The 21,587-nt window shown below is 51.0% G+C and carries 12 protein-coding genes, 5 tRNA genes and 2 rRNA genes; 18 read left to right on the top strand and 1 reads right to left on the bottom strand.

The genetic code is table 11. From position 1 onward, the window contains the following. Positions 1-3: 3 nt before the first annotated feature. From LH22_RS01215 to birA, 5 genes are all read left to right on the top strand, one after another. Positions 4-79: transfer RNA gene (locus tag LH22_RS01215), tRNA-Glu, on the top strand. A gap of 215 nt (positions 80-294) precedes the next feature. Next, positions 295-3,200, top strand: a 23S ribosomal RNA gene (locus LH22_RS01210). Positions 3,201-3,429: 229 nt separating this feature from the next. After that, positions 3,430-3,545: ribosomal RNA gene (rrf, locus tag LH22_RS01205) — 5S ribosomal RNA — on the top strand. Positions 3,546-3,695: 150 nt separating this feature from the next. Continuing rightward, positions 3,696-4,733 carry a UDP-N-acetylmuramate dehydrogenase gene (gene murB / locus LH22_RS01200; protein WP_038643762.1) on the top strand — a complete coding sequence of 346 codons (1,038 nt, stop codon included), beginning with the start codon at positions 3,696-3,698 and terminating at the stop codon, positions 4,731-4,733. Continuing rightward, positions 4,730-5,692, top strand: a complete 963-nt coding sequence (gene birA, locus LH22_RS01195) for a bifunctional biotin--[acetyl-CoA-carboxylase] ligase/biotin operon repressor BirA (RefSeq protein ID WP_038643761.1) — start codon at positions 4,730-4,732, stop codon at positions 5,690-5,692. Before murB ends, birA begins: the two co-directional genes overlap by 4 nt. Positions 5,693-5,751: 59 nt before the next feature. Here birA and coaA read toward each other — a convergent pair whose 3' ends face one another. After that, entirely contained in the window at positions 5,752-6,702 is a 951-nt protein-coding gene (coaA, locus tag LH22_RS01190; protein WP_038643760.1) for a type I pantothenate kinase, read from the bottom strand. Between the two features lie 643 nt (positions 6,703-7,345). Here coaA and LH22_RS01185 point away from each other — a divergent pair. From LH22_RS01185 to rpoC, 13 genes are all read left to right on the top strand, one after another. Continuing rightward, positions 7,346-7,421, top strand: a tRNA-Thr gene (locus LH22_RS01185). Between the two features lie 8 nt (positions 7,422-7,429). Then, positions 7,430-7,514: transfer RNA gene (locus LH22_RS01180), tRNA-Tyr, on the top strand. 190 nt (positions 7,515-7,704) lie between these two features. Continuing rightward, a tRNA-Gly gene (locus LH22_RS01175) sits at positions 7,705-7,779 on the top strand. 5 nt (positions 7,780-7,784) lie between these two features. Next, positions 7,785-7,860, top strand: a tRNA-Thr gene (locus LH22_RS01170). Between the two features lie 107 nt (positions 7,861-7,967). Continuing rightward, entirely contained in the window at positions 7,968-9,152 is a 1,185-nt protein-coding gene (tuf, locus tag LH22_RS01165) for an elongation factor Tu (RefSeq protein ID WP_038643759.1), read from the top strand. Positions 9,153-9,379: 227 nt separating this feature from the next. After that, entirely contained in the window at positions 9,380-9,763 is a 384-nt protein-coding gene (gene secE, locus LH22_RS01160) for a preprotein translocase subunit SecE (protein WP_038643757.1), read from the top strand. A gap of 1 nt (position 9,764) precedes the next feature. Continuing rightward, positions 9,765-10,310, top strand: coding sequence for a transcription termination/antitermination protein NusG (gene nusG, locus LH22_RS01155; RefSeq protein ID WP_010616908.1), 546 nt, complete (start codon positions 9,765-9,767; stop codon positions 10,308-10,310). 147 nt (positions 10,311-10,457) lie between these two features. After that, positions 10,458-10,886 (top strand): 50S ribosomal protein L11, encoded by a 429-nt coding sequence (gene rplK, locus LH22_RS01150; protein ID WP_034828899.1) that lies wholly within the window; start codon positions 10,458-10,460, stop codon positions 10,884-10,886. A 3-nt stretch (positions 10,887-10,889) separates the two neighbouring features. Beyond that, a complete protein-coding gene (gene rplA, locus LH22_RS01145; RefSeq protein WP_034828901.1) occupies positions 10,890-11,594 on the top strand; it encodes a 50S ribosomal protein L1 in 705 nt (234 codons plus the stop codon). 351 nt (positions 11,595-11,945) lie between these two features. Continuing rightward, positions 11,946-12,443 carry a 50S ribosomal protein L10 gene (gene rplJ, locus LH22_RS01140; RefSeq protein ID WP_034828904.1) on the top strand — a complete coding sequence of 166 codons (498 nt, stop codon included), beginning with the start codon at positions 11,946-11,948 and terminating at the stop codon, positions 12,441-12,443. Positions 12,444-12,509: 66 nt separating this feature from the next. Continuing rightward, a complete protein-coding gene (rplL, locus tag LH22_RS01135; protein ID WP_034828906.1) occupies positions 12,510-12,872 on the top strand; it encodes a 50S ribosomal protein L7/L12 in 363 nt (120 codons plus the stop codon). 328 nt (positions 12,873-13,200) lie between these two features. Continuing rightward, positions 13,201-17,229, top strand: coding sequence for a DNA-directed RNA polymerase subunit beta (gene rpoB / locus LH22_RS01130; protein ID WP_034828907.1), 4,029 nt, complete (start codon positions 13,201-13,203; stop codon positions 17,227-17,229). Positions 17,230-17,307: 78 nt separating this feature from the next. Then, the gene (gene rpoC, locus LH22_RS01125) at positions 17,308-21,531 is read left to right on the top strand and encodes a DNA-directed RNA polymerase subunit beta' (protein ID WP_038643753.1); all 4,224 of its coding nucleotides are present in this window, start codon (positions 17,308-17,310) and stop codon (positions 21,529-21,531) included. Positions 21,532-21,587: the final 56 nt, after the last annotated feature.

The raw sequence follows: 21,587 nt of genomic DNA, 5'->3' as shown, positions 1-21,587 counted from the left end.
CGTGTCCCCTTCGTCTAGAGGCCTAGGACACCGCCCTTTCACGGCGGTAACAGGGGTTCGAATCCCCTAGGGGACGCCACTTGCTTGGTGACAGGTGAAAGGTGTCTCCACGGTATCTCAAAACCAGCTTACGAGCTGCGTTTGAGATATTTGCTCTTTAACAATCCGGAACAAGCTGAAAATTGAAACGACACGTCGTATTCATTCTCCGTAATAAGAATGAAGCTATCGATGTGTTCGAGTCTCTCAAATGCTTGCAGTCTGCATGCGTTGCAAAACGCCTGTGGGTTGTGAGGTTAAGCGACTAAGCGTACACGGTGGATGCCCTGGCAGTCAGAGGCGATGAAGGACGTGCTAATCTGCGTAAAGCGTCGGTAAGGTGATATGAACCGCTACAGCCGACGATGTCCGAATGGGGAAACCCGGTGCACTCTGTGCATCATCGCAACATGAATACATAGTGTTGCGAGGCGAACCTGGGGAACTGAAACATCTAAGTACCCAGAGGAAAAGAAATCAACCGAGATTCCCCCAGTAGCGGCGAGCGAACGGGGAACAGCCCAGAACCTGAATCAGTTTGTGCATTAGTGGAAGCGTCTGGAAAGTCGCAGGGTACAGGGTGATACTCCCGTACACAAAAATGCACATACTGTGAGTTCGAAGAGTAGGGCGGGACACGTGGTATCCTGTCTGAATATGGGGGGACCATCCTCCAAGGCTAAATACTCCTGACTGACCGATAGTGAACCAGTACCGTGAGGGAAAGGCGAAAAGAACCCCGGCGAGGGGAGTGAAACAGAACCTGAAACCGTGTACGTACAAGCAGTGGGAGCCTGATTTGTCAGGTGACTGCGTACCTTTTGTATAATGGGTCAGCGACTTATATTCTGTAGCAAGGTTAACCGTATAGGGGAGCCGCAGGGAAACCGAGTCTTAACTGGGCGTTAAGTTGCAGGGTATAGACCCGAAACCCGGTGATCTAGCCATGGGCAGGTTGAAGGTTGGGTAACACTAACTGGAGGACCGAACCGACTAATGTTGAAAAATTAGCGGATGACTTGTGGCTGGGGGTGAAAGGCCAATCAAACCGGGAGATAGCTGGTTCTCCCCGAAAGCTATTTAGGTAGCGCCTCGTGAACTCATCTCCGGGGGTAGAGCACTGTTTCGGCTAGGGGGCCATCCCGGCTTACCAACCCGATGCAAACTGCGAATACCGGAGAATGTTATCACGGGAGACACACGGCGGGTGCTAACGTCCGTCGTGAAGAGGGAAACAACCCAGACCGCCAGCTAAGGTCCCAAAGTCATGGTTAAGTGGGAAACGATGTGGGAAGGCACAGACAGCCAGGATGTTGGCTTAGAAGCAGCCATCATTTAAAGAAAGCGTAATAGCTCACTGGTCGAGTCGGCCTGCGCGGAAGATGTAACGGGGCTAAACCATGCACCGAAGCTGCGGCAGCGACACTATGTGTTGTTGGGTAGGGGAGCGTTCTGTAAGCCGTTGAAGGTGAACTGTGAGGTTTGCTGGAGGTATCAGAAGTGCGAATGCTGACATAAGTAACGATAAAGCGGGTGAAAAGCCCGCTCGCCGGAAGACCAAGGGTTCCTGTTCAACGTTAATCGGAGCAGGGTGAGTCGACCCCTAAGGCGAGGCTGAAAAGCGTAGTCGATGGGAAGCAGGTTAATATTCCTGCACTTGGTGTTACTGCGAAGGGGGGACGGAGAAGGCTAGGTTATCCGGGCGACGGTTGTCCCGGTTTAAGCATGTAGGCGGAGAGTTTAGGTAAATCCGGACTCTTATTAACGCTGAGGTGTGATGACGAGCCACTACGGTGGTGAAGTAACTGATGCCCTGCTTCCAGGAAAAGCCTCTAAGCTCCAGGTAACACGAAATCGTACCCCAAACCGACACAGGTGGTCAGGTAGAGAATACCAAGGCGCTTGAGAGAACTCGGGTGAAGGAACTAGGCAAAATGGTGCCGTAACTTCGGGAGAAGGCACGCTGTCGGTAAGTGAAGTCCCTCGCGGACGGAGCTGAAGGCAGTCGAAGATACCAGCTGGCTGCAACTGTTTATTAAAAACACAGCACTGTGCAAACACGAAAGTGGACGTATACGGTGTGACGCCTGCCCGGTGCCGGAAGGTTAATTGATGGGGTTATCCGCAAGGAGAAGCTCTTGATCGAAGCCCCGGTAAACGGCGGCCGTAACTATAACGGTCCTAAGGTAGCGAAATTCCTTGTCGGGTAAGTTCCGACCTGCACGAATGGCGTAATGATGGCCAGGCTGTCTCCACCCGAGACTCAGTGAAATTGAAATCGCTGTGAAGATGCAGTGTACCCGCGGCAAGACGGAAAGACCCCGTGAACCTTTACTATAGCTTGACACTGAACATTGAGCCTTGATGTGTAGGATAGGTGGGAGGCTTTGAAGCGTGGACGCCAGTCTGCGTGGAGCCAACCTTGAAATACCACCCTTTAATGTTTGATGTTCTAACGTAGGCCCGTAATCCGGGCTGCGGACAGTGTCTGGTGGGTAGTTTGACTGGGGCGGTCTCCTCCCAAAGAGTAACGGAGGAGCACGAAGGTTGGCTAATCCTGGTCGGACATCAGGAGGTTAGTGCAATGGCATAAGCCAGCTTGACTGCGAGAGTGACGGCTCGAGCAGGTGCGAAAGCAGGTCATAGTGATCCGGTGGTTCTGAATGGAAGGGCCATCGCTCAACGGATAAAAGGTACTCCGGGGATAACAGGCTGATACCGCCCAAGAGTTCATATCGACGGCGGTGTTTGGCACCTCGATGTCGGCTCATCACATCCTGGGGCTGAAGTAGGTCCCAAGGGTACGGCTGTTCGCCGTTTAAAGTGGTACGCGAGCTGGGTTTAGAACGTCGTGAGACAGTTCGGTCCCTATCTGCCGTGGGCGCTGGAGAATTGAGGGGGGTTGCTCCTAGTACGAGAGGACCGGAGTGAACGCACCACTGGTGTTCGGGTTGTCATGCCAATGGCATTGCCCGGTAGCTAAGTGCGGAAAAGATAAGTGCTGAAAGCATCTAAGCACGAAACTTGCCCCGAGATGAGTTCTCCCTGACTCCCAGAGAGTCCTGAAGGGACGTTGAAGACGACGACGTTGATAGGCCGGATGTGTAAGTGCAGCGATGCATTGAGCTAACCGGTACTAATGACCCGTGAGGCTTAACCTTACAACGCCAGAGGCGTTTTTGAAGAGACGCAGAAGTAGATTTTCAGCTTGATTCATCCGGATAAAAGAATTAGCGATGTCCTGTGGACTTAAGTCCGAAGGATTTTGCGCTGAGGCAAGGCGCCGACTGAGACGGAACGAAGGAGCATACTGAAGTATGTGACTGAGTTACGCGAGGGAGAGCAACGCAGCATCAGCACAAAAGACACAGGACATGGCACCAAGATTTGCCTGGCGGCTTTAGCGCGGTGGTCCCACCTGACCCCATGCCGAACTCAGAAGTGAAACGCCGTAGCGCCGATGGTAGTGTGGGGTCTCCCCATGCGAGAGTAGGGAACTGCCAGGCATCAAACAAGTGAAGAAACCCTGAACGCAAGTTCAGGGTTTTTTTACGTCTGAAGATTGGCGAAATCAGGGCTAAAAGCCACGAAAACATCCCACCCGTGACTAACTGATCGGGTAAACTACGGCCAGATAAATCAGTAAAGGCCGTGAAATGTCCAGCCCCCACACTTCTCTAAAAGTTTTCAACACACTGGGTCTCGAAGTCAGTGCACAAGCGCTGTATATCGCAGACACACCCGAAGCCATCATGAGCGCATGGCAAGCAACTCAACAGGCGAATCAACCTTTCATCGTACTAGGTGAGGGCAGCAATGTGCTATTCCTGGGAGACTTTGATGGTGGCGTGATTATTAACGCCATCAAAGGTATTTCACTTGAGGAAGAGGCTGAATCATGGCATTTGCATATCGGTGCAGGTGAGAACTGGCACGAGCTGGTTGAGCATACTTTAAAGAAAGGTATTACCGGCCTGGAAAATCTTGCATTAATTCCCGGCAAGGCTGGTTCAGCGCCTATCCAGAATATTGGCGCTTATGGTGTTGAATTTAAGGATATTTGCCACTACGTCGATGTGTTGCATCTACCCACACAAAAAATCAGTCGCCTGGATCGAGAAGCGTGTCAGTTTGGTTATCGTGACAGTATCTTTAAGCACGAGATGAAGGATAATCACGTTATTGTTGCTGTCGGACTCCGTTTGGCAAAGCAATGGAAGCCGGTACTGAATTACGGCGATTTAGCGAAACTGAACCCGGCCACGGTATGCGCATGGGATGTATTCAATGCCGTCTGCCAAATGCGCCAGAGCAAATTACCCGACCCGCGCGTAACGGGAAATGTAGGCAGTTTTTTCAAAAACCCTCTTATCACACTCGAGTTGGCTAATGAGTTATTAGAAGCATGGCCGGGGATGCCACATTATCCGCAGGCAAATGGTGACGTCAAATTAGCGGCAGGTTGGTTGATCGATCAATGTCATCTAAAAGGATATCAGGTAGGTGGCGCTGCGGTACACCGTCAACAAGCGCTGGTGTTGATCAATGAAAACCATGCGACGCCAAAGGATATCGTTGCTTTAGCGCACGAGGTACGAAACCACGTGGGTGAGAAATTCAATGTTTGGCTCGAGCCAGAGGTACGCTTCATTGGTGCTCAAGGTGAACGTAACGCCGTTGAGGTCATTTCATGAAAGATAATAGTGTTCCGCTGAAATTAGTTGCGCTTCTGGCTGATGGAGAATTCCATTCAGGTGAGCAGTTGGGTGAAGCATTGGGTATGAGCCGTGCAGCCATCAATAAGCATATCCAAACTCTGAAGAGCTGGGGTCTGGATGTCTACACCGTCACAGGTAAAGGTTACAGCCTGCCTGCACCTATTCAGCTACTGAATGAAGCCGATATTCTTTCGCATCTGCATCAGCAGGATTTAGATGTCATCCCTGTGATTGATTCTACCAATCAGTATTTACTGGATCGCATGGATCAGTTGCCTTCGGGTCATGCCTGTATTGCAGAGTATCAGCAAGCCGGTCGTGGCCGCCGTGGCAGAAAGTGGTTCTCTCCTTTTGGCTCTAATCTCTATCTGTCGATGTACTGGCGACTTGAGCAAGGTCCCGCTGCAGCAATGGGACTCAGCCTGGTGATTGGTATCGTGACGGCCGAGGTGATTCAGTCATTGGGTGTACCTGATGTTCGTGTCAAATGGCCCAATGATCTTTACCTGAACGATCGTAAATTGGCCGGGATTCTGGTTGAATTAACCGGCAAAACAGGCGATGCGGCACAAATTGTCATGGGTGCAGGCGTCAATCTGGTGATGCGCTCAGAAGGAGCCTCTGAAATTAATCAGGGATGGATTAATTTGCAGGAAGCCGGTGTAGAAATTAATCGTAATGAGCTGGCTGCAAAAATCATTAATAGTCTGCGTGAAGCACTGCCGATTTTCGAGCGAGATGGATTGGCACCGTTTGTAGAGCGCTGGGATGCTCTGGACAACTTTATCAATCGCCCGGTTAAGTTGCTGATTGGCGATAGAGAAGTTCATGGTATTGCACGTGGTATTGATAAGCAGGGTGGTTTATTACTGGAGCAAGAAGGCGAAGTGAAATCCTGGGTTGGTGGTGAGATTTCGCTGCGTCCAGGTCATTAATTTGCATTGACCTGAAAAATTAAACGCCCTCGGAAAGAAGGGCATTTAAATATCAAAAGTTATTTTCTCAAGCGAACACTTTGCACGGCATGATCTGCAGATTTGGTCATGATCAGACTGGCGCGCTCTCGAGTTGGAAGAATGTTTTCATTGAGATTCAGCCAGTTAATCTCTTTCCATAAACCACGAGCAATATTTTCCGCCTCATCTTTGGGTAACTGAGAATAATGGTGGAAATAAGAATCTGGATCGCTGAAGGCACCTTCGCGGAATTTTAAAAAACGATTAACATACCAGCGTTCTAATAATGTTTCAGGTGCATCGACATAAATTGAGAAGTCGACAAAATCAGAAACAAATACATGATGCGGATCGTGGGGATAATCCATCCCGCTTTGAAGCACATTTAAGCCTTCCAAAATCAAAATATCAGGCTGTTGTACCACCTTATCGCCATCAGGGATCACATCATAAATAAGGTGTGAATAAACTGGCGCAGTGACCTGACTCGCGCCTGATTTCAAATCGGATACAAAATTCACCAGACGATGCATATCGTAAGATTGCGGGAAGCCTTTCTTCTTCATTAGCCCCCGTTCTTTCAACACTGCATTGGGGTGTAAAAAGCCGTCAGTTGTAATCAACTCGACTTTACGATGTTCTGGCCAGCGACTGAGCAGTGCCTGCAACACACGCGCGGTGGTACTTTTACCTACAGCAACACTGCCGGCAATACTGATGATATAGGGAATCTTTTGCCCGTTAGTGCCAAGGAACTGCTCCAGCACGGCCTGACGGCGCAGATTAGAACTGATATAGAAGTTAAGCAGACGTGAGAGCGGCAAATAGATTTCAGCAACCTCTTCTAAAGAGAGATCTTCATTGATACCGCGTAGTCGTTCAATTTCGCCTTCAGCGAGCGTCATTGGCACTGAGTCGCGCAGGGCGGCCCATTGCTGACGGTCAAACTGCAAATAGGGTGTAGTGAGTGGTGTCGTTTTTTTACTCATAAGTATGCATCTGACCGCAAATCCCGGCTCATCAACACCTTGTAGCGTCTGGCATACAATGATGCGTCGAGCTCAGTTGCACGTCATAGGGGGTAAGTAACGAGAACAATGGGCTGGAGGGTAACACCAGTGTCACTTTAAAAAGAAGCAAATTGATAAACCTGAGCACGCTTTCGTAAGCGTGCCCGCATTTTTATTATTGCTTAGTCGCTTGTTACCATCGATTTTGCTGTAGCGCCGCGTAAAATCTTTTCAGATTATCCCTCACTAACAACGTTGAGCCGTCTTCAGACAATCGATAATGCTTCCCTCTTTACACGCCGACAGTTGCATCCGTTAACGAACAATCCCATCTTGCAATGTGTTAGTTGAAAAAATGTTCAATCAAACCCGATCCAATAAAAAAGTTGCGCACTTTTAAATGAAAAATGGCGTTGTGCTTCTGGAGTGCGACGACCAAACCACGATAAGCATCTGTAAATCACTTAACGCAGTGGCGTAAAAACACACGGCATTTGGACGAAAATACTGCAAATGATGAGCGGTTTGCGATGTTTTGCACAAATAGTAGGCGATAGAACAATTTTGATAATTTTTTTGTTGCATCCTGGGCGCGGTCTTCCTAGAATGCGCTCCACTTGATGCCGGCTTAGCTCAGTTGGTAGAGCAACTGACTTGTAATCAGTAGGTCACCAGTTCGATTCCGGTAGCCGGCACCAATCAAGTAGGTGGGATTCCCGAGCGGCCAAAGGGAGCAGACTGTAAATCTGCCGTCACAGACTTCGAAGGTTCGAATCCTTCTCCCACCACCATCTCAACCACTTGGTTGAGCGTCAGATAAAATCATTATCTGGCGGGTGAGTTCATCTCTCTCACCTTCGAATTCAGATTGCGGAGTTTCGCAATCAAAGTCGGTCAGAAACTCTGGCAGGCTCGAATAATAGAAGGTCTTCTTTTATTATTCATAAGCTACAGAAAGAACAGGTAGCCGAGTTCCAGGATGCGGGCATCGTATAATGGCTATTACCTCAGCCTTCCAAGCTGATGATGCGGGTTCGATTCCCGCTGCCCGCTCCAGATGTGCTGATATGGCTCAGTTGGTAGAGCGCACCCTTGGTAAGGGTGAGGTCCCCAGTTCGACTCTGGGTATCAGCACCACTTCCTTTATCTCTCTCCTGATTCTCTCTCTGTAAACCAAACAGTCAGGCACTGCCTGGTTGATATGATGATATCTTCGATATATCCGTGTCTTAGAGGGACTAGCGATGGCTAAAGAGCAATTTCAGCGTAACAAACTGCACGTAAACGTCGGCACCATCGGTCACGTTGACCATGGTAAAACCACTCTGACTGCAGCGATCACCACCGTTCTGGCTAAAACCTACGGCGGTAAAGCAAGCAAATTCGATGAGATCGATAAGGCGCCAGAAGAGAAAGCACGTGGTATCACCATCAACACTTCTCACGTTGAATATGAAACCCCGACTCGCCACTACGCACACGTTGACTGCCCAGGCCACGCCGACTATGTGAAAAACATGATCACCGGTGCTGCGCAGATGGACGGCGCGATCCTGGTTGTTGCTGCGACTGATGGCCCAATGCCACAGACCCGTGAGCACATCCTGCTGGGTCGTCAGGTTGGCGTTCCTTACATCATCGTGTTCCTGAACAAGTGCGACATGGTTGATGATGAAGAGCTGCTGGAACTGGTTGAGATGGAAGTACGTGACCTGCTGACACAGTATGACTTCCCGGGCGACGATACTCCAATCATTCGCGGTTCTGCTCTGCAGGCACTGAACGGTGTTGCTGAGTGGGAAGAGAAGATCATTGAACTGGCTGGCCACCTGGATACCTATATCCCAGAGCCAGTACGTGCAATTGACATGCCGTTCCTGCTGCCAATCGAAGACGTATTCTCAATCTCTGGCCGTGGTACTGTTGTTACCGGTCGTGTTGAGCGCGGTATCGTGAAAGTGGGCGACGAAGTTGAAGTTGTTGGTCTGAAAGACACCGTTAAGTCTACCTGTACCGGCGTTGAAATGTTCCGCAAACTGCTGGACCAGGGTCAGGCGGGTGAAAACTGTGGTGTTCTGCTGCGTGGTATCAAGCGTGAAGATATCGAGCGTGGTCAGGTTCTGGCTAAGCCGGGCACCATCAAGCCACATACCCAGTTCACTTCAGAAGTTTACGTACTGTCTAAAGATGAAGGCGGCCGTCATACTCCGTTCTTCAAAGGCTACCGTCCTCAGTTCTACTTCCGTACTACTGACGTGACCGGTGACGTTCAACTGCCAGAAGGCGTTGAGATGGTAATGCCAGGCGATAACGTAAAAATGACCGTTACCTTGATCAAGCCAATCGCTATGGATCAGGGTCTGCGTTTCGCAATCCGTGAAGGCGGCCGTACTGTTGGTGCGGGTGTTGTTGCTGAAATTATCGCTTAATTGCGATAACATTTGACGCAATGCATACGGAAAGGGCATCATTTGATGCCCTTTTTGCACGCTGTTACATAGAACCTGGCTCATCAGTGATTTTCGATCATAATCATTGCTGAGACAGGCTCTGGTTTACGGCGTCGGATACCGAGTTACGCCCAAAAGCTCATTCGGTTTGGATGCCTCGCTCTGCGGGGCAGAATTGTTTCTGAATTATTGTGGCAGGTTGGTTTATGAGTGCGAATACCGAAGCTCAAGGGAGCGGGCGCGGCCTGGAAGCGATAAAGTGGGTTGCTGTCATCGCGTTGCTGTTAGTCGCCATCGTTGGCAACTATCTCTATCGCGACATTACGCTGCCTCTGCGCGCGCTGGCTGTCGTAGTACTGATCGCTGCGGCGGGCGGCATTGTGTTGCTGACTATTAAAGGCAAAGCGACCGTGGCTTTTGCTCGTGAAGCAAGAACTGAAATGCGTAAGGTCATTTGGCCGACTCGCCAGGAAACATTGCACACCACGTTAATCGTTGCCGCGGTCACTGCCGTGATGTCACTGATTTTGTGGGGGCTGGATGGAATTCTGGTCCGTCTGGTATCGTTTATCACTGGCCTGAGGTTCTGAGATGTCTGAAGCTCCAAAAAAACGCTGGTACGTCGTTCAGGCGTTTTCCGGTTTTGAAGCCCGCGTAGCGAAGTCGCTGCAAGAGCATATCAAACTGCACAACATGGAAGAACTGTTTGGCGAAGTCATGGTGCCGACTGAAGAAGTCGTTGAAATCCGTGGTGGCCAGCGCCGTAAAAGCGAACGTAAGTTCTTCCCTGGCTATGTGCTGGTGCAGATGGTGATGAATGACGCCAGCTGGCACTTAGTGCGTAGCGTACCACGTGTCATGGGCTTCATTGGCGGTACTTCTGACCGTCCTGCGCCGATTAGTGATAAAGAAGTCGATGCGATTATGAACCGCCTGCAGCAGGTGGGTGATAAGCCGCGTCCAAAAACGCTGTTCGAGCCAGGCGAGATGGTGCGCGTCAACGACGGTCCATTTGCCGACTTCAACGGTGTGGTCGAAGAAGTGGATTACGAAAAGAGCCGCCTGAAGGTCTCTGTGTCCATCTTTGGCCGTGCAACACCAGTCGAACTCGACTTTGCCCAGGTGGAGAAAGGTTAACCCTTTTGTTCACTTTTTAGCTCTTGCGGAAGGCGCGAAATTTACCTATAATTTCGCGCCTTTTGTTTTTATGCGCTAGCAATAGCGTGTAAATCGTAATCACGGGGAGCCTGTTTTCAGGCGCTATAACCCATTTGAGGAATTATCATGGCTAAGAAAGTACAAGCCTACGTCAAGCTGCAAGTTGCAGCTGGTATGGCGAACCCAAGTCCACCTGTTGGTCCAGCACTGGGTCAGCAGGGTGTTAACATCATGGAATTCTGTAAAGCGTTCAACGCCAAAACAGAATCTCTGGAGAAAGGCCTGCCTACTCCAGTTGTTATCACTGTATACAGCGACCGTTCTTTCACCTTCGTTACCAAGACCCCTCCGGCTGCCGTACTGCTGAAAAAAGCAGCGGGCATCAAGTCTGGTTCTGGTAAGCCGAACAAAGACAAAGTCGGTAAAGTTTCTCGTGCTCAGGTACGTGAAATCGCAGAAACTAAAGCTGCGGACATGACTGGTGCTGACGTAGAAGCGATGACTCGCTCTATCGAAGGTACTGCACGTTCCATGGGCCTGGTAGTAGAGGATTAAGAAATGGCTAAGCTGACCAAGCGCATGAGCGTAATCCGTGACAAAGTTGATGCGACCAAGCAGTACGACATCGCTGAAGCTATTGCTCTGCTTAAAGAACTGGCAACTGCTAAGTTCGTTGAGAGCGTTGACGTTGCTGTTAACCTCGGCATCGATGCACGTAAATCAGATCAGAACGTTCGCGGCGCGACTGTTCTGCCACACGGTACTGGTCGTTCAGTACGTGTTGCTGTATTTACCCAAGGCGCAAACGCAGAAGCTGCTAAAGCAGCTGGCGCTGAGCTGGTAGGTATGGAAGATCTGGCTGACCAGATCAAAAAAGGCGAAATGAACTTTGACGTTGTAATTGCATCTCCAGATGCAATGCGCGTTGTTGGCCAGTTGGGCCAGGTTCTGGGTCCACGCGGCCTGATGCCAAACCCGAAAGTGGGTACTGTAACTCCTAACGTTGCTGAAGCAGTGAAAAACGCTAAAGCTGGTCAGGTTCGTTATCGTAACGACAAAAACGGCATCATCCACACTACCATTGGTAAAGTGGACTTCGACGCTGACAAACTGAAAGAAAACCTGGAATCTCTGCTGGTTGCGCTGAAAAAAGCGAAACCTTCACAGGCTAAAGGCGTGTACATCAAGAAAGTTAGCATCTCTACCACCATGGGCGCCGGCGTTGCCGTTGACCAGGCTGGTCTGAGCGCAGCAGCAAACTAATTGCTGCTTGAAACGGGCGAAAAATTCATCTAGAATCTTACGCCCGTTGTTCTGATTGAGCATTCAATTCAGAACCCAGACTCAAAGTTGCTGAATGTATAAGCCTAAAAGCTCTTATGTTCAGTGGCTTAGGTTGGAGCCAGGCCTTATCCTGGCCTCCGTCCAAGACCGCAGGAGCGGGATTATCTTCGGATAACTTGCTTAATACCCTGCGTAGACGGTGACAGAACCAAAAAGAATTTTTTCTTCGCTGGATTCTGCTCACCGTGTAATAGCGCTCAGTGCCTTCGGGTAGCTGAGTGAAGTGAGTTCCGGGAAATCTTTCCCGGTCAAATCCAGGAGCAAAAGCTAATGGCATTAAATCTTCAAGGCAAACAAGCGATTGTTGCTGAAGTTAGCGAAGTAGCCAAAGGCGCGCTTTCAGCGGTTGTTGCGGATTCCCGTGGCGTTACCGTTGATAAAATGACCGAACTGCGTAAAGCAGGTCGTGAAGCTGGCGTTTACATGCGTGTTGTTCGCAACACCTTGCTGCGCCGCGTCGTTGAAGGAACTCAGTTTGAGATCCTGAAAGACACGTTTGTTGGTCCGACCCTGATTGCATACTCTTTGGAACACCCGGGCGCTGCTGCTCGTCTGTTCAAAGAGTTCGCGAAAGCGAATGCAAAATTTGAGGTCAAAGCTGCAGCCTTTGAAGGTGAGCTGATCACGGCGGCCAATATTGACCGTCTGGCAACTCTGCCGACTTACGAAGAAGCACTGGCACGTCTGATGTCGACCATGAAAGAAGCCGCTGCTGGCAAACTGGTTCGCACTCTGGCTGCTGTACGCGATGCAAAAGAAGCGGCTTAAGCCCATCTTCTTTTCCTTCGTACTTGCTAACGTATAAACTTTTTCTGTTTTTTAGGAACAATCGATATGTCTATCACCAAAGATCAAATTCTGGAAGCAGTAGCAGCTATGTCCGTAATGGAAGTAGTTGAGCTGGTTTCTGCTATGGAAGAAAAATTCGGCGTTTCTGCTGCTGCTGCTGTAGCTGTTGCTGCTGGCCCAGCTGAAGCTGCTGAAGAGAAAACTGAATTCGACGTAATTCTGAAAGCTGCTGGCGCTAACAAAGTTGCCGTAATCAAAGCAGTTCGTACTGCAACTGGTCTGGGCCTGAAAGAAGCTAAAGACCTGGTTGAAGCTACCGGTGTTATCAAAGAAGGCATCAGCAAAGATGACGCAGCTGCTCTGGAAGCACTGCTGAAAGAAGCTGGCGCTGAAGTTGAAGTTAAGTAAGACAACCTTCGGGTTGCAGCCTGAGTAACATCAGGCTGATGGCTGGTGACTTTTGGGTCACCAGCTTTTTTGCGCTTCAGGGGAATGATGGCGTTTCACACTGTTTGTCCATTGTTTCTCTTCAATATCTTTTTCTATCGACGACTTAATATATCGCTTTCCTGTGAGGGTTCCCTGCCTGCACAACGGCGATGAAATGATTTAAGAGTGATAGAAAGATGTATTGCATGGGGTGTTACGCATCGCATGAAAAACAAAATAGTGTTGCATGAACTGTCCCTTCAGGACGGACAGCGTGGTTCGACATGTCAGCTAGCTGAGGAACCCTATGGTTTACTCCTATACCGAGAAAAAACGTATTCGTAAGGATTTTGGTAAACGTCCACAAGTACTGGACATACCTTATCTCCTTTCTATCCAGCTTGACTCGTTCCAGAAGTTTATCGAGCAAGATCCAGAAGGCCAATACGGTCTGGAAGCAGCCTTCCGCTCCGTATTCCCAATCTCAAGCTACAGCGGCAACTCTGAGTTGCAGTATGTCAGCTACCGTTTGGGTGAGCCGGTCTTTGACGTAACTGAATGTCAGATCCGTGGCGTGACCTATTCGGCACCGCTGCGCGTGAAACTGCGTCTGGTGATCTACGAGCGTGAAGCGCCGGAAGGCACCGTAAAAGACATCAAAGAACAAGAAGTGTACATGGGTGAAATTCCACTCATGACCGACAACGGTACCTTTGTTATCAATGGTACTGAGCGTGTTATCGTTTCTCAGCTGCATCGTAGTCCTGGCGTGTTCTTTGACAGCGATAAGGGTAAAACGCACTCTTCCGGTAAAGTGCTTTATAACGCACGTATCATCCCTTACCGCGGTTCATGGCTCGACTTCGAGTTTGACCCGAAAGACAACCTGTTTGTCCGTATTGACCGTCGCCGTAAGCTGCCGGCCAGTATCATTCTGCGCGCACTGCACTACACCACTGAACAAATCCTTGATCTGTTCTTTGACAAAGTCGTGTATGAAATCCGCGATAACAAACTGCAGATGGAACTGGTGCCTGAGCGCCTGCGTGGTGAAACCGCCAGCTTCGATATCGAAGCCAACGGCACGGTCTACGTTGAGAAAGGTCGTCGCATCACTGCGCGTCATATTCGTCAGCTGGAAAAAGACGGTATTCAACACATTGAAGTCCCAGTTGAATACATTGCTGGCAAAGTCGTCGCTAAAGATTACGTTGACCTGAACACCGGCGAGCTGATTGTTCCTGCGAACATGGAACTGTCACTGGATCTGCTGGCTAAACTGAGCCAGTCAGGCCACAAGCGCATTGAAACGCTGTTCACCAACGACTTGGATCACGGCCCATACATTTCAGAGACCCTGCGTGTTGACCCAACCAACGATCGCCTGAGCGCGCTGGTTGAGATCTACCGTATGATGCGTCCTGGTGAGCCGCCAACGCGCGAAGCTGCAGAGAATCTGTTCGAGAACCTGTTCTTCTCAGAAGATCGTTACGATCTGTCTGCAGTTGGCCGTATGAAGTTCAACCGTTCACTGCTGCGTGATGAAATCGAAGGTTCAGGTATCCTGAGCAAAGACGACATCATTGAAGTGATGAAGAAACTGATCGGCATCCGTAACGGTATTGGCGAAGTCGATGATATCGACCACCTCGGCAACCGTCGTATCCGTTCAGTCGGTGAGATGGCTGAGAACCAGTTCCGTGTGGGTCTGGTGCGTGTTGAGCGTGCTGTTAAAGAGCGTCTGTCTCTGGGCGACCTCGATACCCTGATGCCTCAGGACATGATCAACGCCAAGCCAATCTCGGCGGCGGTGAAAGAGTTCTTCGGTTCAAGCCAGCTGTCCCAGTTTATGGATCAGAACAACCCGTTGTCTGAGATCACGCATAAGCGTCGTATCTCTGCTCTGGGCCCAGGCGGTCTGACGCGTGAGCGTGCAGGCTTCGAAGTGCGTGACGTACACCCAACCCACTACGGTCGTGTGTGCCCAATCGAAACGCCTGAAGGTCCGAACATCGGTCTGATCAACTCCCTTTCTGTTTACGCGCAGACTAACGAATACGGCTTCCTTGAGACTCCGTACCGTCGCGTGGTAGATGGCAAAGTGAGTGATGAAATTCATTACCTCTCTGCAATCGAAGAGGGTAACTACGTTATCGCTCAGGCGAACACCAACCTTGCTGAAGACGGTAGCTTTGTTGACGATCTCGTCACTTGCCGTAGCAAAGGTGAATCAAGCCTGTTCAGCCGTGATCAAGTTGACTACATGGACGTTTCGACCCAACAGGTCGTTTCAGTCGGTGCGTCACTGATTCCATTCCTGGAGCACGATGATGCTAACCGCGCCTTGATGGGTGCGAACATGCAACGTCAGGCAGTACCAACCCTGCGCGCTGATAAGCCGCTGGTTGGTACCGGTATGGAACGCGCAGTAGCGGTTGACTCCGGTGTAACTGCCGTAGCGAAACGTGGCGGTTCCGTTCAGTACGTTGATGCTTCTCGTATCGTTATCAAAGTTAACGAAGATGAGATGTATCCGGGCGAAGCGGGTATCGACATCTACAACCTGACCAAGTACACCCGTTCTAACCAGAACACCTGCATCAACCAGATGCCATGTGTGTCCCTGGGTGAGCCAATCGAACGTGGCGACGTGCTGGCAGATGGCCCGTCTACCGATCTCGGTGAACTGGCGCTGGGTCAGAACATGCGCGTGGCATTCATGCCATGGAACGGTTACAACTTCGAAGACTCCATCCTCGTTTCTGAGCGTGTTGTCCAGGAAGACCGTTTCACCACTATCCACATCCAGGAACTGGCGTGTGTGTCTCGTGACACCAAGCTGGGGCCAGAAGAGATCACCGCTGACATCCCGAACGTGGGTGAAGCTGCGCTCTCCAAACTGGATGAATCCGGTATCGTGTATATCGGTGCGGAAGTGACCGGTGGTGACATTCTGGTCGGTAAAGTGACGCCGAAAGGCGAAACCCAGCTGACGCCAGAAGAGAAACTGCTGCGTGCGATCTTCGGTGAGAAAGCGTCTGACGTTAAAGACTCTTCTCTGCGTGTTCCTAACGGTGTTTCCGGTACGGTTATCGACGTACAGGTCTTCACCCGTGATGGCGTAGAAAAAGACAAGCGCGCGCTTGAAATCGAAGAGATGCAGCTGAAGCAGGCTAAGAAAGACCTGTCTGAAGAACTGCAGATCCTCGAAGCGGGCTTGTTCAGCCGTATTCAGGCTGTACTGATTTCGGGTGGTGTTGAAGCTGAGAAGCTGGATAAACTGCCACGTGAGCGCTGGTTGGAACTGGGCCTGACTGACGAAGAGAAGCAAAACTCTCTCGAGCAGCTGGCTGAGCAGTATGACGAGCTGAAGCACGAGTTTGAGAAGAAACTCGAAGCTAAGCGCCGCAAAATCACTCAGGGCGATGACCTGGCACCAGGCGTGCTGAAAATCGTGAAAGTGTACCTGGCGGTTAAACGTCAGATCCAGCCTGGTGACAAGATGGCAGGTCGTCACGGTAACAAGGGTGTTATCTCTAAGATCAACCCGATCGAAGATATGCCTTACGATGAGAACGGTACGCCGGTCGACATCGTACTGAACCCGCTGGGCGTACCGTCACGTATGAACATCGGTCAGATTCTGGAAACCCACCTGGGGATGGCAGCGAAAGGCATCGGTGAGAAGATCAACGCGATGCTCAAGAAGCAGGAAGAAGTTGCCAAACTGCGTGAGTTCATCCAGCGTGCTTACGATCTGGGCACGGATGTGCGTCAGAAAGTTGATCTGAACACCTTCACTGACGATGAAGTTCTGCGTCTGGCTGAGAACCTGAAAAAAGGTATGCCAATCGCAACGCCAGTGTTTGATGGTGCGAAAGAGAGCGAGATCAAAGAGCTGCTGCAGCTCGGCGGCCTGCCTTCTTCTGGCCAGATCACCCTGTTCGACGGCCGTACCGGTGAGCAGTTTGAGCGTCAGGTAACCGTAGGTTACATGTACATGCTGAAACTGAACCACCTGGTTGACGACAAGATGCACGCACGTTCTACCGGCTCTTACAGCCTCGTTACTCAGCAGCCGCTGGGTGGTAAGGCGCAGTTCGGTGGTCAGCGCTTCGGTGAGATGGAAGTGTGGGCACTGGAAGCATACGGTGCTGCGTATACCCTGCAGGAAATGCTGACTGTTAAGTCTGATGACGTGAATGGCCGTACGAAGATGTATAAAAACATCGTCGATGGCAACCATCAGATGGAACCAGGCATGCCGGAATCCTTCAACGTACTGTTGAAAGAGATTCGCTCGCTGGGTATCAACATCGAGCTGGAAGACGAGTAAGTACTCGCAAGTACTGGTTACGGGACGTGCACTTAAGGTGTGCGTCCCTGAGAGTTCCACTCCGACGGGAGCTAATCCGTGAAAGACTTACTTAAGTTTCTGAAAGCGCAAACTAAGACCGAAGAGTTTGATGCGATCAAGATCGCTCTGGCCTCGCCAGACATGATCCGTTCATGGTCTTTTGGTGAAGTTAAAAAGCCAGAGACCATTAACTACCGTACCTTCAAGCCGGAGCGTGACGGTCTTTTCTGCGCCCGTATCTTTGGGCCGGTAAAAGATTACGAATGCCTGTGCGGTAAGTACAAGCGTTTGAAACATCGCGGCGTAATCTGTGAGAAGTGTGGCGTTGAAGTTACACAGACCAAAGTGCGTCGTGAGCGCATGGGCCACATTGAACTAGCTTCACCGACTGCGCACATTTGGTTCCTGAAATCACTGCCTTCGCGTATCGGCTTGCTGCTGGATATGCCACTGCGTGATATCGAGCGCGTACTGTACTTCGAATCATATGTTGTGATCGAAGGCGGTATGACCAACCTGGAAAAACGTCAGATTCTGACCGAAGAGCAGTACCTTGACGCGCTGGAAGAGTTCGGTGACGAATTCGACGCGAAGATGGGTGCGGAAGCTATCCAGGCGCTGCTGAAAAATATGGATCTGGAGCAAGAGTGCGAGCAGCTGCGTGAAGAGCTGAACGAAACCAACTCCGAGACCAAACGTAAAAAGCTGACCAAGCGTATCAAGCTGCTGGAAGCGTTTGTTCAGTCTGGCAACAAGCCAGAGTGGATGATCCTGACCGTTCTGCCGGTTCTGCCGCCAGATCTGCGTCCGCTGGTACCGCTGGATGGTGGTCGTTTCGCTACGTCGGATCTGAACGATCTGTACCGTCGCGTTATCAACCGTAACAACCGTCTGAAACGTCTGCTGGATCTGGCTGCGCCAGATATCATCGTACGTAACGAAAAGCGTATGCTGCAGGAAGCGGTAGATGCCTTGCTGGATAACGGCCGTCGCGGTCGTGCCATCACTGGCTCTAACAAACGTCCTCTGAAATCTTTGGCCGATATGATCAAAGGTAAGCAGGGTCGTTTCCGTCAGAACCTGTTGGGTAAACGTGTTGACTACTCTGGTCGTTCTGTGATCACCGTAGGTCCATACCTGCGTCTGCATCAGTGCGGTCTGCCGAAGAAAATGGCACTGGAGCTGTTCAAACCGTTCATCTACGGCAAGCTGGAACTGCGTGGCCTCGCGACCACCATCAAAGCTGCTAAGAAGATGGTTGAGCGTGAAGAAGCTGTCGTTTGGGATATCCTGGACGAAGTGATCCGCGAACATCCAGTACTGCTGAACCGTGCACCAACCCTGCACCGTTTGGGTATCCAGGCATTCGAACCTGTTCTGATCGAAGGTAAAGCGATCCAGCTGCACCCGCTGGTTTGTGCGGCATATAACGCCGACTTCGATGGTGACCAGATGGCAGTTCACGTACCGCTGACGCTGGAAGCTCAGCTGGAAGCGCGTGCGCTGATGATGTCTACCAACAACATCCTGTCACCTGCGAACGGCGAGCCAATCATCGTTCCTTCTCAGGACGTTGTACTGGGTCTGTACTACATGACCCGTGACAAAGTGAATGCGCGTGGCGAAGGCATGGTGCTGACTGGCCCGAAAGAAGCTGAGCGTGTTTATCGCGCTGGCCTGGCCGAGTTGCATGCTCGCGTTAAAGTGCGTATCACCGAGTACAGCAAAAACGAACAAGAAGAGTTCGTCGCGAAAACCAGCTTAATCGACACCACCATTGGTCGTGCGATTCTGTGGATGATCGTGCCGAAAGGTCTGCCTTACTCCATCGTCAACCAGGCGCTGGGTAAGAAAGCTATCTCTAAGATGCTGAACACCTGTTACCGCATCCTGGGCCTGAAGCCGACCGTTATCTTCGCTGACCAGACCATGTACACCGGCTTTGCTTACGCAGCCCGTTCAGGTGCCTCTGTAGGTATCGACGACATGGTGATCCCGGCTAAGAAAGCGGAAATCGTGGCAGAAGCAGAAGCGGAAGTTGCTGAGATTCAGGAACAGTTCCAGTCTGGTCTGGTTACTGCTGGCGAACGTTACAACAAAGTCATCGATATCTGGGCCGCAGCGAACGAACGCGTTTCCAAGGCGATGATGGACAACCTGCAAACCGAAACCGTGATTAACCGTCACGGCGAAGAAGAGCAGCAAGTCTCGTTCAACAGCATCTACATGATGGCCGACTCCGGTGCGCGTGGTTCTGCAGCTCAGATTCGTCAGCTGGCCGGTATGCGTGGTCTGATGGCTAAGCCAGATGGCTCAATCATCGAAACGCCAATCACCGCGAACTTCCGTGAAGGTCTGAACGTACTCCAGTACTTCATCTCGACGCACGGTGCGCGTAAAGGTCTTGCGGATACCGCACTGAAAACCGCTAACTCCGGTTATCTGACGCGTCGTCTGGTAGACGTTGCGCAGGACTTGGTGGTGACCGAAGACGACTGTGGTACTTTCGAAGGCATCATGATGACTCCGGTTATCGAAGGTGGCGACGTTAAAGAACCACTGCGTGAGCGTGTACTGGGTCGTGTGACCGCAGAAGACGTGCTGAAGCCAGGTACTGCTGACATTCTGATCCCGCGTAATACGCTGATCGATGAGCACTGGTGTGATGTGATCGAAGAGAATTCGGTCGATGCCATTAAAGTGCGTTCTGTTGTTGGTTGTGAAACCGACTTTGGTGTGTGTGCACACTGCTACGGTCGCGACCTGGCTCGTGGTCACATCATCAACAAAGGTGAGGCCATCGGCGTTATCGCAGCACAGTCCATCGGTGAGCCGGGTACACAGCTGACGATGCGTACGTTCCACATCGGTGGTGCGGCATCTCGTGCGGCTGCTGAATCCAGCATCCAGGTGAAGAACAAAGGTACTATCAAGCTGACCAACGCGAAGTCTGTAACCAACTCCTCCGGGAAACTGGTTATCGTCTCTCGTAACGTTGAGCTGAAGATGATCGATGAATTCGGTCGTACCAAAGAGAGCTATAAAGTCCCTTACGGCGCGATGATGGCCAAAGGTGATGGCGAGCAGGTTGCCGCGGGCGAAACCGTAGCAAACTGGGATCCGCATACCATGCCAGTTATTACTGAAGTGGGCGGTTTCATTCGCTTCACTGACATGATTGATGGTCAGACGATTACTCGTCAGACTGATGACCTGACTGGTCTGTCATCGCTGGTGGTTCTGGATTCTGCAGAACGTACTGCGGGCGGTAAAGATCTGCGTCCTGCGCTGAAAATTGTTGATGCCAACGGAAATGATGTTCTGATTCCAGGTACCGACATGCCAGCTCAGTACTTCCTGCCGGGCAAAGCAATTGTGCAGCTGGAAGATGGCGTTAAGATCAGTGCTGGTGACACCCTGTCTCGCGTACCTCAGGAATCTGGCGGTACCAAGGACATCACCGGTGGTCTGCCACGCGTTGCTGACTTGTTCGAAGCGCGTCGTCCGAAAGAGCCAGCCATTCTGGCCGAGATCAGCGGTATTATCTCGTTCGGTAAAGAGACCAAAGGCAAGCGTCGTCTGGTGATTACGCCAGTTGATGGTAGCGATCCGTACGAAGAGATGATTCCGAAATGGCGTCAGCTGAACGTATTCGAAGGTGAGCGTGTTGAACGTGGTGACGTTGTTTCTGACGGCCCAGAATCTCCACACGATATCCTGCGTCTGCGTGGCGTCCATGCTGTGACCCGTTACATCACTAACGAAGTGCAGGAAGTTTACCGTCTGCAAGGCGTTAAGATTAACGATAAACACATCGAAGTCATCGTGCGTCAGATGCTGCGTAAAGCAACCATCGCCAGCGCGGGCAGCACCGAGTTCCTGGAAGGTGAGCAGGCTGAATACTCTCGCATCAAGATCGCGAACCGCGACCTCGAAGCGAACGGCAAAATTGGCGCAACCTTTATGCGCGATCTGCTGGGTATCACCAAAGCTTCTCTGGCAACCGAATCGTTCATCTCTGCAGCATCGTTCCAGGAGACCACACGTGTCCTGACCGAAGCAGCAGTTGCAGGCAAGCGCGATGAACTGCGCGGCCTGAAAGAGAACGTGATCGTGGGTCGTTTGATCCCGGCCGGTACCGGTTATGCTTACCATCAGGATCGTATGCGTCGCCGTTCTGTAGGTGAAGCACCGGTTGCACCGCAGGTCACTGCGGATGAAGCCTCTGCGAGCCTGGCTGAACTGCTGAACGCCGGTCTTGGCGGTAGCGACGACGAATAATCGTCTGCGATAGCTGACCCATAAAAAACCCTGCCTCGGCAGGGTTTTTTTTCGTC

The organism is Pantoea rwandensis (assembly GCF_000759475.1).
In the GTDB taxonomy this organism is placed as follows: domain Bacteria; phylum Pseudomonadota; class Gammaproteobacteria; order Enterobacterales; family Enterobacteriaceae; genus Pantoea; species Pantoea rwandensis_B.
Note: the sequence above shows the minus strand (reverse complement) of the source record. Positions and strands in the feature narration are given on the sequence as shown.

Coding starts and splice junctions, on each gene's coding strand:
- birA (WP_038643761.1), top strand. CDS start 4,730: ATGAAAGATAATAGTGTTCCGCTGAAATTAGTTGCGCTTCTGGCTGAT.
- coaA (WP_038643760.1), bottom strand. CDS start 6,702: ATGAGTAAAAAAACGACACCACTCACTACACCCTATTTGCAGTTTGAC.
- nusG (WP_010616908.1), top strand. CDS start 9,765: ATGTCTGAAGCTCCAAAAAAACGCTGGTACGTCGTTCAGGCGTTTTCC.
- tuf (WP_038643759.1), top strand. CDS start 7,968: ATGGCTAAAGAGCAATTTCAGCGTAACAAACTGCACGTAAACGTCGGC.
- murB (WP_038643762.1), top strand. CDS start 3,696: ATGTCCAGCCCCCACACTTCTCTAAAAGTTTTCAACACACTGGGTCTC.
- rplK (WP_034828899.1), top strand. CDS start 10,458: ATGGCTAAGAAAGTACAAGCCTACGTCAAGCTGCAAGTTGCAGCTGGT.
- rpoB (WP_034828907.1), top strand. CDS start 13,201: ATGGTTTACTCCTATACCGAGAAAAAACGTATTCGTAAGGATTTTGGT.
- rplJ (WP_034828904.1), top strand. CDS start 11,946: ATGGCATTAAATCTTCAAGGCAAACAAGCGATTGTTGCTGAAGTTAGC.
- secE (WP_038643757.1), top strand. CDS start 9,380: ATGAGTGCGAATACCGAAGCTCAAGGGAGCGGGCGCGGCCTGGAAGCG.
- rplA (WP_034828901.1), top strand. CDS start 10,890: ATGGCTAAGCTGACCAAGCGCATGAGCGTAATCCGTGACAAAGTTGAT.
- rplL (WP_034828906.1), top strand. CDS start 12,510: ATGTCTATCACCAAAGATCAAATTCTGGAAGCAGTAGCAGCTATGTCC.